Source organism: Allobosea sp. 05T422_2, assembly GCF_056396265.1.
In genome coordinates, this window is record NZ_JBFTLD010000143.1 from 1 (window position 1) to 15,941 (window position 15,941).

The window sequence follows — 15,941 nt, forward strand, 5'->3', positions numbered from 1 at the left end:
ATCCAGCACCTCGGCGACCTGGCGAACGCTGATCGCCGCCGTGGGCTCGTCCATCAGCACCATCTTCGCGTTGGCCAGACGTGTCCGCGCGATCGCCACAGCCTGGCGCTGGCCGCCGGACATCAGTTTCACGAGATCGCGGGGGCGGGTCTCCGACTTGAGCTCCTTGAACAGCTCTGCGGCGCGGGCGTACATCGCCTTGTAGTCAAGGATCACCAGCGGACCGATGCGGCGTTTCAGTTCGCGCCCGAGGAAGACATTGGCGGCCGCAGTCAGATTATCGCACAGGGCGAGGTCCTGATAGACGACCTCGATACCGTCAGTCCGGGCGTCGACCGGCCGGCGAAAGTGCTTGACGATGCCATCAAGGCGAAGCTCGCCCTCGGAGGGGAGAAAATTGCCGGCGACAATCTTCACCAATGTCGATTTGCCGGCGCCATTGTCGCCCATCAGGCCGACGACCTCTCCGGCATCGATCGCCAGATCGATGCCCTTGAGTGCTTCGATCGCACCAAAGTGTTTTGAGATACCCTGAAGCTCCAGAAGCGGCATAGGTCGATTCCACCCTTGTTTCGAGGCGTGCCTCTGCTTCGGGCACTGGCTCAAGCTGCAGTCACTCAAGTCCTTTGTTTCAGCTGCTGCAATTTATGATGGTCAAAATTCCACCAAGGACAGATATTATGTATCAATAAGGAATTTAAAACTTGATGATGCGTCTCAGGTCAGTGGTTGGCGTGTCGTTGCAACAATTTAATTCGAAAATTGATTGCATTTCCGGGCCGATGCCGAATTCGCGGGTCCGAATATTCGAAAGAGGTAGATGTCGGCGCGCACTGCGCTGATCGCGCAGAGATCCGCCTGCGCCGCTATTGTCATAAGCGCGCCAACGAGGACGTCTGCCGTGCCCCATGCCCTTTTCCTCGAAACGCGTTCTCGGCGGAAGGCTTCGAACACGATCCTACGCTCAATAAACGGCTTCGTCATTCACGCGCGGCCGCCCTCCCGATCTTTGGCTCATCCTCGCGGAGCGTGTCGGATTCCCGGTCGAGCCGGAGCCGGGTTTGGAGCCGGTCGTCATCGTCGCGACAACTCTTCGCCGGGCCATTCAGAGGGGTAGGGGGCGCGCGCAGGTTGAAGGTTATATGCGCTCAGGCGCTCGCGGACGCCGGAGGAATCTGGCGCAGGCCGAGATCGCGGCAGGCATGGGCTTTGGAGCTGGAGCCGTGGTCGGTCATGACGGGCGACGGTGACGCCGATCGGCTATCGTTGCATCTCTTTCGACGTTACAGGTTGAACGCTGGGAGCTTCGCAAATGCCTTCGTCCCCAAAGCGAGCCATGCTCTCCACCCTGGCCATGCTCCTTCTTGGGCTGACGACACATTCGTATGCTGAAGAGGTCGTTCAATTCCCCTCGATGACCTATCGCCTGAGCGATTTCCAGAAAGCGCGTGCCAAAGCTCGCGGAGACAGCAGCGAGAATGATCCCGCGGTCGTGATCAGCGGATATCTTTCCAAACCTATCGGGGAAGGCCGGCACCCGGCGGTTGTCTTGCTGCATGGCTGCGGCGGATTGAGTACGTCCCATCGACGGGAGGCCGAAGCAATCCGCGATTGGGGTTACGTCGTGCTGGTGCCGGACAGTTTCACCCCACGAGGCATTGAAGACGCCTGCGTGCCTGAAAGGCGCGATAAGGCGCCTCGGGTCGAAGATGCGTTTGGTGCGCTGTTCTACCTCTCAAAGCTTCCCTTCGTTGATCCATCGCGGATCGCCGTCCTGGGCTATTCGCATGGCGGCGGGGTAGCGCTCAGGATTGCGATGCAATCGCATAAGACGCTCTATGAGATGCCCGACGAGCTCAGGTTCAAGGCGGCTGCAACCTATTACCCGCCTTGCGAGATCCTGACCGAGCCCTTGGTCATCCCGACACTCGTTCTCATCGGCGACAGGGACGATTGGACCCTCGCATCTGACTGCGAAGCAGCCGCCCGGCGTCAGGTCGGTGGCCCCGCCGGACTGAGCCTCACCGTGTTCCCAGGCGTGTACCACTCATTCAATTTCCCGATTTTCGCAGAGCCGCGTCAGATCTACGGGCACTGGAGCAAATTCGACGAGGCGGCGAGCAGGCGCGCGACATCTGAACTTCGCGAATTCCTCGAGCGGGAATTGGCTGGATCATCGGACCGGATATCGCATCCGGCCCGATGATCCAGCCTTCTGTGTTTGCATCGGCCTTGTCCCGAAAGCCGCAATCCACTTTTCGGGCCGATGCTTTGGTTAGCCTCCTTCAAAGCGGTCTTCGGTCGCAAAGACCACCAAGCCCGGCTTGGGTCGATTTTGCCCCTTGGCGGATGATMGTCTTCTGCATTGGGACGCAGTTGTTAGYGTGTTCAAGCAGCCGCGGCGGATGGCCCTCGAAGCGTTTCCACCCCGTCGCAGGATAGAACCCTTCAGCATCCGAAGCCGCGTTCACGAACAGGATACTGATTCCGAGCCTGTGCGCGTATCCTTCCACCATCGCGTTCAAGATTCGACCGTGGCCCTGTCCGCGAATGGCGGCCGTGATGGCAACGAGCCTGACGATACCCGTTCCATCGCGTCGATCATCGAGCCTTGTCGTACCGGCTCCCAGCCCCTTGAACTTCAGCAGCAGGGGATGGTGGTGGGGCAGTCGCTCTTCCGGACGGGCATCGTCGTAGCCGCCTAGACCCCGTTCCTCCCACAGAACCGCGCCGCGGATAGCGTGGTAGACTTGCCAGTCAGCATCGCTGGCAACGCGAATGAGGGCGTGTTCCATCGAACAAGACGAGCACGTGGACGACCGCTTCCCATCTCGCCTGATCGAATGCCAGCTTCCGAACCAAGGCCGAAGGGGCAAATTCGACCCATCTCGGACGTTCGCGGTTGGACCGCAAAGTCCTGAAAGCGGTCGTTTATGGGCACTATGGCGCGGCGACCGCCAACCCTCCAGATGAGCAGCGTTCAACCATCCAGCCAAGTGGCGAGGCCGTCCAGCGTCTGCAGCCCATATTCCACCGCGCCGAAACCGACGACCACCTGTCGGCGTTCGCGGCTTGGGTGAAGCTGGCGCATGGTCAGCACGGTCTTGCCGTCGGTCTGCTCATCGAAGGTAACCGTCATGTAGAAGCGCTCCGGGTCGTTGGGGTCCGGGGTACCATAGTCCACCACGATCAGCTCGTTCGGCACGACCTTCAGGAAGCGCATGAGATTGGGGAAGCGCTGCTTTTGGCCCTCGAACACGCCCACCATGTCGAAGCGCCATTCCCCGCCTTCGCGGATATCGGCCTTGTGGTTCTCGATGTTGAGGCCAGCCGGGCCGTACCACTGCGCCAGCGCTTCCGGGTCCATCCAGGCAGCGAAGACCTTATTGCGCGGGTGCTTCAGCACCTTGACCAGCACGATCTCACGGTCGAGCGACCAGGTCTCAAACAGCTTTTCCATCGTCGTTCTCTTCCGCCTTGTCCAAATAAGTTTCCAGCCGGTCGAGCCGCTCGGCCCAGCGTCGGCGCTCCGCTTCCATCCAGTCTGCCGCCTCGGCGAAGCGCGCCCGCTCCAGCCGGCACCAGCGGCTGCGCCCGCGCTTCTCGCTGGCGATCAATCCGCAATCCTCCAACACCTTGAGATGCTGGGCGAAGGAGGGCAGCGCCATGTCGAAAGGCTCGGCCAGTGCGGTCACCGGCAGCTCGCCCTCGACCAGTCGCGACACCACCGCGCGGCGGGTCGGGTCGCTGAGGGCGTGAAAGGCGAGGTCGAGGGGGGTCGAGTGGTAGGGCATATAGCTCGGTAAAGCGGCCGGCCGTGCCGGTCAATAATAAAAAGGCACTTGCCTTAGTGTTTAGCTGCGAATACGAAGGTGAGTACCTTAGTGTTTGGGAGTGCACCAATGGCAGTTCGTGTGGACCTTGTTATCTCGCTCGATGGCTTCGCAACAACGACGGACCAGACGCCAGACAATCCGTTCGGCCAGGACTGGTCGCGCCTGGTCGGCGCTTATGTCGCGACGAGGACGTTCCGGGAACGTGTGTTCAAGGACACCAGCGGCAAAGGCACCACCGGCATGGACGATGCGTATGCAAAGGACTACTTCGACAACATCGGCGCGGAAATCATKGGCGCCGGCAAGTTCGGGCTGCACAACTTTCCCGACGATCCGAACTGGAAGGGGTGGTGGGGCGATGAGCCGCCATTCGGCTGCCCGGTCTTCGTCCTGACGCACAAGCGGCGGCCCTCCATCGAGATGGCTGGAGGCACCACGTTCCACTTCCTCGCGGCGGACCCGGTTGATGCGCTGCAGCAGGCCGTGACAGGCGCAAACGGCAAGGATGTGCGGATAGGTGGCGGACCAACCATGGTTCGCGACTATCTGAAGGCCGGGCTTGTCGACCGCCTGCATGTAGCCATTACCCCAATTCTGCTGGGGCGGGGCATACGCCTCTGGGACGAGTTACGCGGGTTGGAAGCCGGCTACACCGTCAAGTCGGAAACGGCCGAGAGCGGCACTGTCCACCTCACGTTCCAGCGCTAGCCGCCAGGCCGTGACTTACGGCCATCATGGACTGCCCAAACTTGGTCGATGACTGCCTTCCCGTTTCTGCCCTCGCCCAATGTCCACTTTTCCTGGTTCCATAACCGAAAGCAGACCGACCGGTTTCCACCCTTCCTGCGACCTTCGGAACGTCCGGTCATTGGCAGTGGCCCGGCGGGCCAGGAGCGGATGGTGGTCTTTGCTACCTCATTCCGCTTCAAAGGGTGGGGTGAACCGATTGAACGTCCTGATCTCGAGATGGATCAGTTCGCCTGGGAGGGCGCGCTCGTAGCGGCGCACCGATACCGTTAGCGGGGGCAGGGGGGCCGAACCATCCGACGCTCGCTGCGGCGGGGCCGGATCGGGCTCAGGGCGAGCGATCGTCCCGGAGCCGTTCCGGCACCGCGTTTGCTACTGGTTGATCTCGGGCTCGGCGAGTTTCGCGAGCTTGCGCAGGGATTCCTGCCAGCCGAGATAGCAGGCCCCGGTGGGGATCACGTCCGGCACGCCCTCTTGCTCGATAGTCACCTCGGTGCCGACGAACACGGCCTTCAAGATCACCGTGACCTTCATCTCGCCGGGCAGGTTCGGGTCGTCGAACCTGTCAGTGTAGACGAGGCGCTGACCGGGAACGAGCTCCAGATAGGTTCCGCCGAAGGCGTGGCTGTGCCCCGTGGTAAAATTCCGGAACGACATCCGGTGGTGGCCACCGACCTTCGCATCGAGCTCATGGACGGTGCAGGTAAAGCCGTAAGGGGGCAGCCAGCTCGCAATCGCGTCCGGTTCGAGGAATGCGCGGTAGAGCTTCTCGGGCCTGGCGGCGAAGACGCGGTGCAGTCGGATCGTGCTCGGCATGGATCTCTCCTCCTGGTTCGGTTTTAGGGTGTTCGGTTGTCTCCCGGCCGGCGGCCCTTCACGCTCGACACATCTACGACGAACGGGCTGGTGAGAATTCGACAGCGCTCCCGAAAAAAAATCCGGAGCACCGGCCAGCCCCGTCATCGCTCCGCTATCGCCTGGGATATTCAAGCTGCATCGCGACGACATCGCTGGTCCGCGCGCCGTAGCGGGCGGTGATCGCGTCGAGCACGAGATCGAGCGCCTGGGCAGGCTTGCGGTCGGGAAAGGTCGCGACGCGCTGGTCTGGCGCCAGGGGCGCGCCCGCGCGGTCGGGAACGATACGCAGGCCGTTGCGGGTCTCGACCGCTTCCATCGCGCCGGCATAGGTCGTCGCATGGGAGCGGTAGGTTCGCGACCATGCATCGGCAACCAGGGCAAGCGTCGCCTCGTCCATGCCCGGCACCAGGGGGATGCCGCGTTCCTCCCGGTTCCAGAAGGCCAGCCTGTTGGCGAGCACGGTCAGCGCGAACGGACGGGTAAGCCTGAACGCGCCGCTGGCATGGCGCATATCCCACGCGTCGAGGCCGAGCTCCTGCGCGACCGCTTCCGCCCTGGCAGGGCCGGCGATCGCCTCGATCAGCGTCAGCATCATCGGCATGGAGGCGGTGATGCCGGTCGTGGTCGTCACGCCCTTGTCCGAGACGATCCGCCGGTCCGGGACATAGGCGATCGTCGGACTGCGCGTCAGCATCGCGCCGAGATAGTACCAATGCGTCGTCGCGCGCTTGCCGTCGAGCAGGCCGGCTGCCGCGACGACTTTGGCGCCGGCGCAGATGCCGATGATCGCCGCCCCCTTTTTCGCCTGGCTCCGGATCCAGGCGATCGCGGCTGGATCGTCGTCACGGCTCATGGCGGGCACGACCACATAATCGGCTCCTTCGGGATGGCTTGCGTCGAATGTGGCGATGGTGGCGTCAGGCTCCGCGACGAGGGCCGGGAAGAGCCGCACCGGTCCTGGACCGGTCGCCAGCATCATGACGTCGGCTACGTCCGCGCGGCGCAGGATGCCGCCCGGCATCAGGTAGTCGGTCGTCTCGGTGGCGTCGTTGATGCCGATCACCGCGACCAGGGGGCGCTCGCGCTTCGCGGGTTTAAGCGAAACGCGCATCGCGTCGGCTTCCTCCTGCGGCACCGGCGGCGCCTCTGTGGCCGCCCTCGCGGACGGCAGGCTGAAGACCCAGCCGCCGAAGCCGGCGAGGGACAGGAGAATGAGAGCGACACCACCCCACAGGACGTATGATCTCGACATCGCTTTACGTCTCCCGGAACGGAAGAAGGGCGGAACGCCGCGAATGGGCCGGTTGGCCTCATCCGGAACGTCCTCATGCCCGCGGAAACTAGCAGCGGCGAGTTCTGGCGGACATGACAAAGAGATGGCAATTTCTGCCAATGCACGCTGTCGCCTTCATCGTCTATCGCGGTTTCGAGCTGCTCGACGTCTCCGGGCCGACATCGGTCTTCAGCGGCGCCAACCGCGCCCTGCAGCAGCGCGGCAAGCCGGCGTTCTACAGGGTCGTACTCGCATCGGCCCCGGGCGGAGCCATCGAAAGCAGCAGCGGCGTCGCGCTGGAGACGCGACCGATTGCCGAGCTTCGGCCCGGGGACGCCCAGACGCTGCTGGTTGCAGGGGCCGAACGCGAGCCACTCCTGCAGGCGGTGGCGGATTCAGCCCCCTGGGCAGGCCTCCCGCAGCTCGCGGGGCAGGCGGAGCGTTTCGGCTCGGTCTGCACTGGCGGCTTCGCCCTGGCGGCACTCGGGCTGCTCGACGGCCGTCGTGTCGCGACGCATTGGGATGCCTGCACGCCTTTTGCGAAGACCTTTCCGAAGGTGGCAGTCGATCCTGACGCCCTCTATCTGGTCGACGGCAAGCTATGGACCTCGGCCGGGGTCACCACCGGCATCGACATGGCGCTGGCGATGATCACGCAGGATCTCGATGCGTCGATCGCCGGCGAGGTTGCCAGACGGCTGGTGCTCTATGCCCGGCGCCCCGGCTACCAGTCCCAGTTCAGTCCGCTGCTGGAGGCGCAGGTGAAGGGCGACAGCCCGCTTGCCGACCTAATCGGGTGGATGCAGGCGAATCTCGACGCGCCGCTGGACGTGCCGTCGCTGGCGGCCCGCGCCGGGCTGTTGCAACGCACCTTCCATCGCAAGTTCGTGGCAGCGACCGGCGAGACGCCGGCCCGCTTTGTCGAGATCGCCCGGCTCGACGCCGCGCGCATGCTCCTGTCGCGCGGGCTGTCGCTGAAGGCGGTTGCGGCGCAAGTGGGGCTTTTCCCAACCGCGCGCCTGGCGGACGCCTTCGAACGCCGCTTCGGCATTGCGCCACGGCTATTCCGCGACATGCACGCAGAGCCGTGAGCGCTCAGAGGCGGCTTTTCTTGGCGCTGCCCGGCGAACGAAGGCTCAGCCTGTTGCCTTGGCGATCGCCTCGGCGAGCCCGCCCGGATTGTCCCACGCCATCGAATGGCCCGCCTGGGGCACGATCGCGACGCCGCATCCCTCATCCGGCAAGCCGTYAAATTCGGGGGCTGGCAGCGAGCGCTCTCCGACGAGGAGTGTTTTTCGCGTGGTCAGGCTGCCGAGCATTTCGCGCCATGTCGGGTTGCATCCGGCGATCAGCGATACTGCTTCCCGGTGGACTGCGAACGGGGCGCTGATGGCCAATGAGGCAGCCCAGACCGTATTGCCGACCGCCCTTGCAGTCGCGACGGTCGCCGCATGGCCGCGCGCCACGAACTCGCCCTCGGACATGTCGGCGATTGCCTTGCTGAAGAAGCCACCGCCCGGCTCCAGATTCGGTTCGCCAAGCACGAGCGCTTCGACCTTGGGGAGCAACGCAGCCAGGGTGATCGCCACTGCCCCTCCCATGCTGTGACCGAAGAGGCTGACAGGCCCCTCGCAGACGCTCCCGATGAGCCCGGCAACCGAGCGAGCATGGCCTTCGATGGAATAGCAGAAGTCTGCCGGCCTTTCGCTGAAGCCGGAGCCGAGCAGATCGACCAGGATCGCCCGGCGCCCGGCCAAGGCCGTATCCGCGATCACGCGCGGATAGTCACAGGATGACGCGCAGCCGAGACCGTGGATGAATACCAGGGGCGTGCCGGTCCCCGGAATGTCCTGATACAGGATATTGGCGGACGCCGTCTTCACCCAGAAAGCCTTCACGACCCGCTCCATCACATGCCAGGGCAGCTCCGCTAACCCGGAGTGCCGCCGCACCATGTCAGCATGATCTGGGAAGCCGGCGGAAGGGGCGCCCGGGACCGTCCGGTTTCCGGGGAGTGGCGGATGCCCGCGTGTGGCGCGCAGCAGCGCCTCTTACCGGGGCTCGGGAGGCGCCCACCGCCTGGTTCAGAACGAGAGACGCCGTACTGGCGACTCGCTCTTAGCTCGCCGTCTGAAAGGAATTTCCTTACTGTAAGGAGCTTCCTTACAGGAGTTCCGCATGATCACGAGCAAGCTGACATCAAAGGCGCAGACGACGATTCCGCAGCCCATCCGGGCCGCGCTGCATCTGCGCGAGGGCGACGAGATTGCCTATAGAATCGAGGGCGACACGGTCGTGATCCGCAAGGCACCGGCAGCAGCCCCGGCCGAAGACCCGTTTGGCACATTCAGCGAGTGGGATAGCGACGCCGACCGGAGAGCCTATGCCAAACTCTGAGTTCAGCCAGGGTGACGTTGTCCGTGTGCCGTTCCCCTTAAACGACCGCAACACCCGMCAGCATCGGCCGGCGCTTGTCGTCAGCCATGGCGGCGTAGGGGAGGGCGAAGGCCTGTTGTGGGTGGTCATGATCACCAGCGCCGAGAACCGGTCATGGCCGGGCGACGTGTCKCTGGGCCTGACTTATGGCGAGGTCGGGTTGCCGGCGCCATCGGTTATTCGCCCATGCAAAATCGCGACGATCGAGGCAGGCCACGCGGAGAAGCTGGGCCGGATCAAGCCGACGACAATGGCCCAGGTTGGAGATCAACTGCGGACGTCTATGGGCGTTTAGAGGCTGCTCTGGATTAGCGCTCGCGCCGGTAATGCGTGGCGACGGCGCCGCTGCKGAGCGGCGTGGCCGAGATCAGCTCGAGCCGTCGCGTGCTGGGCAGCCCGCTCTGGTAGAGGGTTGGGCCGTGGCCGGCGATCCTGGGATGGACGAGGACCTTGTACTCGTCGATCAGATCCAGCCGGTCCAGCTCGGTCGCGAGCTTGCCGCTACAGAGGAGCACGCCGGCCGGGGTCGCGTCCTTGAGCCTCTGCACGCCCGTGCGCAGGTCGCCGGCGATGTGGTGGCTGTTGGTCCAGGGGAAGTCCGTTCGCGTCGACGACACCACGTATTTCGGCTTGGCGTCCAGCTTGACCGCCCACTCGCGTATCGCCGGCGGCGCCTCCACGTCGCCGCGAGCGACCGCCGGCCAGTGGCTCTCCATCATCTCGTAGGTGACGCGGCCCCACAGCATCGCCCCGCCCTCGTCCATAAGGCGGGTGAAGAAGGCGTGCGTCTCGTCGTCGGCAATTCCCTCCTGGTGGTCGACGCAGCCGTCCAGGGTGACGTTGATGCTGAAGGTCAATTGTCCCATGCAACGAGCCTAAGCCATCCGCTCGAAAAGACGTAGGGCTATTGCTCGCGGTTGATGTTCAACTTCCGCTACGGGGCGATTCCGGAAGTGGCGGCGGCCCGCCAGCAACGTTTGAGATGGGTGGTGAGCGGCCGTTCGGCGACGTGCCGATAGCTGACATTGCGTGGCGTCGAAGCGATCGTCTGGACACCATCGAGCGGCCGCGTCTCGGCCGCTCGATCGGCGCTGGCGCCGTCGCGGGTTTCTTAGAAATTCACCCTGAGCTGGGCAGTGCCGCCGACACGTTGCGTGTTCCCGGACAGCTCCGAGTCGACGCGCATGCCGAGGCTGACGGTTTGGCTGAGCTTGATATCGGCTCCCGCCGCGAGCAGCGCCGCATTGCGGTCGGGCCTGGCACCRCTCACCGCGAAGCTCGCGCCGGGCAGGCCGTTGAGCGCGGCGGTGAGGTCGGCGTCGCGCTGGTAGTAGTGCGCCCAGGCGGCGCGGACGAAGCCGGTGACGGGAGATGCGCCCGCGATCAGGTTGGCGTCGAGCTGCAGGCCGAGCTCGCTGCGGCTGGTGATGTCGGTGCGCCGCGGCAGCGTCAGCATGCCGGCGGTCGCGCCCATCCCGTCGCGCTCGACCGCAGCCGGGCTGTTCGCCCGCACCGCCTGGAAGGCGGCGAGCGGCGAGAGCGTCAGGCCACCCCAGCCGGCCACCGGCAGGCTCGCCTCGATCCGGCCGGACCAGGCCTGCGTCGCATAGGAGGCGGCCACGCCGGTGCGGCCCAGCGCCGGGATGGCGCGGCTGGTGTCGGTGTCGAGCCGGGCATAGCCGAGCGCGCCGGCAAGGTTGACGGAGCCAAGCGTGGTGCGGCCGTAGAGACCCGCCTGGAAGACATCGGCCTGCGCCTTGCCGAGCCCGCCCGAGAGCGAGGCACGCGACTGGCCACCCGCGACTGCGGCGCCCATGACCGTGCTGGAGCCCAGCCGGATGTCGGCGCCGACCGCGACGTGCGCATCGGAGAGGTTGCGGTTGGCCGAACCCACGACCCGGTCGCCGTCGGTTCGTCCGGTCGAGCCGAAAGTCGCGCCCCAGAGCGTGAAGCGCGCCGGATCGAAGGTCGGGCGTCCCGGCCCATCCTGCCTCGATGGCAGGTCGGCTGTGAAGCCGGCCACGCCGGCAGGKCCGCCGGGCGCTCCTGAGAGCCGGCCGCTGCCCGAGCCGTCCAGCATGGTGCGCAGGAATTGGTCTGAAGCGACATGCGCCATCGCGGGCGCCGCCGTATGGACCTCGCCCGAGAGCGAGTTCACAGCCGCCGGGATCGCCGCCGCCGGCAGGTTGTAGATCCCGAACAGCGCGGACGGGTCGACGCCATTGGCCACCGCACTGTCGATGGCCGAAGCGATCGAGGCGGCGTTGCGCGGCGCTGTGACGCCGAGCGTCGGCGTCACGATTGGCGCCAGCGGCTTCGGCGTCAGCGTCAGCAGCACGTCGTTGCCGGTGTAGCTCACCGCAGTGGTGACACCGTCGCCGAAGGAGCCGGTCGTGTCGACCGGGCCGAAGCGCGTGCCGCCGAGCCCGCCCGCTGCCGAGAGCAGCGTGTAGGGGGAGGAGAAGCTGTAGGCGCCGCCGAGCGGCACGATCCGCAGCGTACCCGCCAGCGAGGCCGTGCCGGTGACGTTGACCCGGTCCGCGACAGTGCCTTGCACCTCGGCGATATAGGTCGAGGCGACGCCCATCACGAGGCTGCCGTTGACGGTCAGCGTCCCCGGCGAATTGCCCGGCGAAAGCGTGCCGCCGATCGTGGTCGCGCCGACCGAGCCGGAGCCAGCGAGCGTCGCACCCGCATGCACGATCACCGGCGTCGCGACCGAGCCGTCGACGACGAGGCTGCCACCGAACACCTGGGTCACGCTCGTGTAGGTGTTGGTTCCGTTCAGCGTCAGCGTGCCGGTACCGGTCTTGAGCAGCGAGCCCGCGCCCGAGATCGTGCCGGAGAAGGTCGTGCTGCTGTTGTTGCCTCCGGCGGTCAGCGTCGTGCCACCCAGGAGCACGTCGCCCGTGCCGGACAGCGAGCCGACCGTCTGGGCGATGCCGTTGAGATCGAAGACCGCCCCGGCCGAAATCTGCACCGCCGTCTGGTTCGGCAGGACGCCCACCCCGCCCATCCGTAGCGTGCCTTGCTGGATCCAGGTGGCGCCGGAGTAGGTGTTGGTCCCCGACAGCGTCAGGACCCCGGCGCCCGTCTTGGAGAGCGTGCCCCCGCCGCTGATGACGCCGGCCAGGCCAAAATCCAACGAACCGGTATCGACGAAGGCGGTGCCGCTCGACAACGCCACGGCGTTGGCCAGCGTGAGAGCAGGGGCGTTGGCACGAAGCGTCGTCCCGCTCGCCATCTGCAGCGTGCCTGTGCCGAGCGCGCTCGCCGATCCGACGGCGAGGGTGCCGGCGTTGAGCAGCGTGCCGCCGGAATAGCTGTTGGCGCCGGACAGCGCCAGCGTGCCGGCACCGGCCTTGGTCAGGCTGGTCCCGACGCCATCGATGATGGCCGAGCCGATCGAAGCGGTGACGCCGGCTGCCGTGTTGATCGTGCCGCCACCGGCGACGCCGAGGCCGAGAGAACCTCCGGTCAGCAGATAGCCGTCGCTGGTGAACTGCAGCGTGTCGAAGTTTTGCGTGCCGGACACCGTCACCGTGCCGGCTATGCCCTGGAACACGCCGACCGAGCTCAGCCACGGGGCATTGAAGCCCACCTCGCCCGGCGCCACCGCCCAGTTGGTGTTGCCGCCGTTCCAGGTGCCCGTGCCGCCATCGACGGCACCGTTGCCGGTCTGGTCGGCGCCGTCCCAGAACTGCAGGATCTGGCCGGCCCCGAGCACGGCAAGATTGACTTGCGGCGGCAGGCCGGCAGGCATGCTGTAGACCGTCCCGGTCGCGCCCGCGACGCTGGGCGCGGTCAGGGCAAGCGAAGAGAAGCTGCCGCTGATCGTGCCGCCGCCGGTGACGTCGAACAGGCGATAATAGCCGGCCGAAGCGACATTGGCCGTGAGCGTGCCGCCGAGCGTCAGGTTGCCGGCCGCCCCGCTGCCGTTGATGATGATGTGGTCGTTGGTCGCGCCGCCCGCGACTCCAGGGGTGCCGAGTTCGAACACGGTGTTCGAGCCGGCATTCAGCGCCAGCGATCCTACCGTGAGCGTGCCCGGGCTGTTGCCGGCCGACAGCGTTCCGCCRGAGGCGACCGTCACCGCTCCCGCGATCGAACCCGAACCGCCAAGCGTCGTGCCGCTGCCGACGCTCACGCTGGACGAAGCCAGCGAGCCGTTCACGATCAGCGTGCCCCCGTTGATCGTGGTTGCGCCGGTATAGGTGTTGGCGCCGGTGAGCGTCCAGGTGCCTGCATCTATCTTCGTCAGCCCGCCTGTCCCCGTAGCGATCACCCCGGATGCGGTCCCTGTCCCGGGGCCGGCGAGGGTCAGGTTTTGGCCCGAGCCGGTAATGCCGCCGGAGACGGTCAACGTACTTGGAAAGGTCAAAAGGCCGGCGTTGATCTGGCTGTCCGCGGCGAGAGTGATGTCTCCGCCATAGGTGTTCGTACCACCGCCCGCTTGCAGGGCGCCGAAACCACCTGTGCCGCTGCCCGAGAGCGTGAGCGCCTCCCCGACGATGTTGACGCTGCCGCCGAGTATAAGGGACGCGCCCGATGCCACCACCGTTCCGTTCGCCGTCGAGCCGAGACCGAGACTGTTTGTCACGAACAGGCTGCCCGAATTCACGGTAGTGAGGCCGGAATAGGTGTTGGCGCCTGCCAGGGTCCATTGGGAGCCGGACTTCGTGATCGAGCCGGAGCCGATGGCGATCACGCCACGGATGGTGCCGCCATTGTTGCTGGAGCCGCCAAGCGTCAGATCCGTGTTGGATCCAGTGATGCCGCCCGAAAGATTCAGCGAGCTCAGGTTCTGGACATTGATGCTGCTGGATGCCGCAAGGGAGATCGCGCCCTGGAAGGTGTTCGCGCCAGAATTCAAGCTGGTGAGAGCGCCGCCCCCCGACACGCCAGTCCCCGACAGCGTCAGAGCCTCGGCGCCGACGGTGATACCGCCCGTCAAGGCGAGCGTCGCACCCGAGTCGACCGTCGTTCCGCTGGAAACCGCGCCGAGGCCACTGGCGTTGGAGACCGTGAGCGTGCCCGCCGAAACTGTCGTCAAACCCGTATAGATGTTCGCACCGGACAGGGTCAGGCCGCCGGTGCCGACCTTGGTGAGGCTGACTGGATCCTGGATCACGCCGGCATAGGCGGTGTCCGAATTTAGGCCGCCAACCGACAGAGTTTGTGCCCCCCCCCCGGCTCGTATGATCCCGGTGCCTTCGATCGAACCGATCGACAGCGTATCACCGGCGCCCATGGCCAAATTCAGTAGTCCGCCCTGGCCGATAAATCGCGAGCCCRCAGCCGAACTCCCGGCGAAGAACTGTATCGAGCCGGAGCCTGGTCCAGCAGTAAGTGCCATCGCGCCGGTAATCGTGCCAGAGATGCCGAACCCGCCCGCTGCTCCTGCAAACAGCGTCTGCTCGGAGGTCGAATTATTGGTGATGTTGGTGATATACAGAGCCGAGCCGGGGGCTGTCGACAGCGTGTAGGCGAGGGCGTTGTTGTTGTACTCGAGCAGCGTGAGTGTACCGCCGGACGCGGTGACATTTCGCTCTGCCGTCGGGCTGTTCGTGAAGGTCGCCGTATCCGTCGGCACGGTACCGCCGGCCCAGTTCGAATCGAGGTTGAAGTCCCCGCTGCTGCCCAGCCAGTCCGCCGCATGCGCCGTGCCGGGGGCCATCACAGGCGTTGCAGCGACGGCGAGCGCCAGACCGCTCACCATCGTTGTGTCCACCAGCGCACCCCGCCAACGCGATAGCGTATTGGCGGCGACGTCACGGCTCCTCGAAGGCATCATTTTATGCCACAGCCCCGCGGCTATGACGCCGGTTGCGAGCACGGAAGGGGCAGTGAAGGATGTCGTCCCGCGCGTGGCGCGCTGTAGGCAGGAGATCATAGGCTCTCACGGTAGGCATAGGCCGTCGCCATTAGCCCGCGACGCAACCCGTGCAGTTTAGCGATTTAAGATCGTGATGCACCTGCTTTCTGACCTTGCGGCATTGTCGCGCCCCGCCGCGATTCAGCAACGAGGACGGACGAACCCTCAGCTATCACGCCTCCCAGAAGAGCAGCCATTGCAGAACCCCATGCGTCTAGCTGCCCGCGCAGCCATACAGTGTGCCGGCGTGCTCGTGACGCGGCGGCGGAGCAGAGGTCTGCTTTCGGGCGGAGACCCAGGTTCTRGCGCCGAGCGGCCGGATGGGCTCGGCTTCCATCGACACGTGGGGCCAAATTCGTCGCCATCACTGCTATAGTCGCCATCACTGCTATAGTGGACGCGAATGCGGGAGATGTCCCGGCGAAGCAGGAGCAGATCGTGGCCGAGAGATTTGAACGGCATCGCCAACCCTGGACCCATGAGGAACTGGAGAAGCTGAAGCTGCTCGCCAGGAAGGGCATGGCCTTGAAAGCGATTTCGAAGGCGATGACCCGCAGTGAGGAATCCATCAAGGACCGCGCGAAACAGGATGGCATCGGGATCGCCAAGCTCCGCTAGACCATTGGACCGGACATCCTATCGCGTCCGGTGATCCAACCTTTGCGTTTGCATCGGCTTTGCCCCGAAAGCCGCAATCCGCTCTTGCGGCCGATGCTTTGGCCAGTTGGAGGAGGCGACCCGTGCCGACATTCGTGACGATCGGGTATGGAGACCGTGAGGGCTACGACCGTACCCCGGTAGCCGTTCGAGACGCAGCCCACGCCCATGATGCGGCGTTGCAGAAAGACGGAGTGTTGATGGGTATCGCGGGCGTTCCCGTGCAGGTGCGCAATCCCGACGCTGCCCAGGTTGAAAC

At 65.3% G+C, this 15,941-nt stretch carries 15 protein-coding genes; 6 read left to right on the forward strand and 9 right to left on the reverse strand.

The window, feature by feature from the left end; translation table 11 throughout:
• Positions 1-552: ATP-binding cassette domain-containing protein (locus tag AC1DJT_RS22225; RefSeq protein WP_476834873.1), on the reverse strand; the 552-nt coding region annotated here is incomplete at its 3' end.
• Positions 553-1,336: 784 nt separating this feature from the next.
• Between AC1DJT_RS22225 and AC1DJT_RS22230 the strand changes: the two genes are divergently transcribed.
• Complete coding sequence (locus AC1DJT_RS22230) at positions 1,337-2,206, forward strand: dienelactone hydrolase family protein (protein WP_476834874.1); 870 nt, start codon at positions 1,337-1,339, stop codon at positions 2,204-2,206.
• A gap of 79 nt (positions 2,207-2,285) precedes the next feature.
• Here AC1DJT_RS22230 and AC1DJT_RS22235 read toward each other — a convergent pair whose 3' ends face one another.
• The 3 genes from AC1DJT_RS22235 to AC1DJT_RS22245 form a co-directional block, all read right to left on the reverse strand.
• Positions 2,286-2,795 (reverse strand): GNAT family N-acetyltransferase, encoded by a 510-nt coding sequence (locus AC1DJT_RS22235; protein ID WP_476834875.1) that lies wholly within the window; start codon positions 2,793-2,795, stop codon positions 2,286-2,288.
• 185 nt (positions 2,796-2,980) lie between these two features.
• On the reverse strand, positions 2,981-3,460 hold the full coding sequence (locus tag AC1DJT_RS22240) for an SRPBCC family protein (RefSeq protein ID WP_441508873.1): 480 nt from the start codon (positions 3,458-3,460) through the stop codon (positions 2,981-2,983).
• Positions 3,444-3,794: an ArsR/SmtB family transcription factor gene (locus AC1DJT_RS22245; protein ID WP_441480415.1), complete on the reverse strand. Its 351-nt coding sequence runs from the start codon at positions 3,792-3,794 to the stop codon at positions 3,444-3,446. Before AC1DJT_RS22245 ends, AC1DJT_RS22240 begins: the two co-directional genes overlap by 17 nt.
• A 108-nt stretch (positions 3,795-3,902) precedes the next feature.
• Here AC1DJT_RS22245 and AC1DJT_RS22250 point away from each other — a divergent pair, with 108 nt between their 5' ends.
• Complete coding sequence (locus tag AC1DJT_RS22250; protein ID WP_476834876.1) at positions 3,903-4,544, forward strand: dihydrofolate reductase family protein; 642 nt, start codon at positions 3,903-3,905, stop codon at positions 4,542-4,544.
• 411 nt (positions 4,545-4,955) lie between these two features.
• On the opposite strand, the gene AC1DJT_RS22255 is transcribed toward AC1DJT_RS22250, so the two are convergent.
• On the reverse strand, positions 4,956-5,399 hold the full coding sequence (locus tag AC1DJT_RS22255) for an SRPBCC family protein (RefSeq protein WP_476768968.1): 444 nt from the start codon (positions 5,397-5,399) through the stop codon (positions 4,956-4,958).
• A 154-nt stretch (positions 5,400-5,553) separates the two neighbouring features.
• On the reverse strand, positions 5,554-6,693 hold the full coding sequence (locus tag AC1DJT_RS22260) for a DJ-1/PfpI family protein (RefSeq protein WP_476768969.1): 1,140 nt from the start codon (positions 6,691-6,693) through the stop codon (positions 5,554-5,556).
• Positions 6,694-6,833: 140 nt separating this feature from the next.
• Here AC1DJT_RS22260 and AC1DJT_RS22265 point away from each other — a divergent pair, with 140 nt between their 5' ends.
• Entirely contained in the window at positions 6,834-7,805 is a 972-nt protein-coding gene (locus AC1DJT_RS22265; RefSeq protein ID WP_476768970.1) for a GlxA family transcriptional regulator, read from the forward strand.
• A 45-nt stretch (positions 7,806-7,850) separates the two neighbouring features.
• Here AC1DJT_RS22265 and AC1DJT_RS22270 read toward each other — a convergent pair whose 3' ends face one another.
• The gene (locus tag AC1DJT_RS22270) at positions 7,851-8,612 is read right to left on the reverse strand and encodes an alpha/beta fold hydrolase (protein WP_476834877.1); all 762 of its coding nucleotides are present in this window, start codon (positions 8,610-8,612) and stop codon (positions 7,851-7,853) included.
• Positions 8,613-8,892: 280 nt separating this feature from the next.
• Between AC1DJT_RS22270 and AC1DJT_RS22275 the strand changes: the two genes are divergently transcribed.
• Both AC1DJT_RS22275 and AC1DJT_RS22280 read left to right on the forward strand, forming a co-directional pair.
• Positions 8,893-9,111 carry an AbrB/MazE/SpoVT family DNA-binding domain-containing protein gene (locus AC1DJT_RS22275; protein ID WP_476768972.1) on the forward strand — a complete coding sequence of 73 codons (219 nt, stop codon included), beginning with the start codon at positions 8,893-8,895 and terminating at the stop codon, positions 9,109-9,111.
• Entirely contained in the window at positions 9,098-9,445 is a 348-nt protein-coding gene (locus AC1DJT_RS22280) for a type II toxin-antitoxin system PemK/MazF family toxin (protein WP_476768973.1), read from the forward strand. Before AC1DJT_RS22275 ends, AC1DJT_RS22280 begins: the two co-directional genes overlap by 14 nt.
• 13 nt (positions 9,446-9,458) lie before the next feature.
• Here AC1DJT_RS22280 and AC1DJT_RS22285 read toward each other — a convergent pair whose 3' ends face one another.
• Entirely contained in the window at positions 9,459-10,016 is a 558-nt protein-coding gene (locus AC1DJT_RS22285) for a dihydrofolate reductase family protein (protein ID WP_476834878.1), read from the reverse strand.
• Between the two features lie 245 nt (positions 10,017-10,261).
• Entirely contained in the window at positions 10,262-14,869 is a 4,608-nt protein-coding gene (locus tag AC1DJT_RS22290) for an autotransporter-associated beta strand repeat-containing protein (RefSeq protein WP_476834879.1), read from the reverse strand.
• A 594-nt stretch (positions 14,870-15,463) separates the two neighbouring features.
• Here AC1DJT_RS22290 and AC1DJT_RS22295 point away from each other — a divergent pair.
• Positions 15,464-15,643, forward strand: a complete 180-nt coding sequence (locus AC1DJT_RS22295) for a hypothetical protein (protein ID WP_441492805.1) — start codon at positions 15,464-15,466, stop codon at positions 15,641-15,643.
• Positions 15,644-15,941 lie beyond the last annotated feature (298 nt).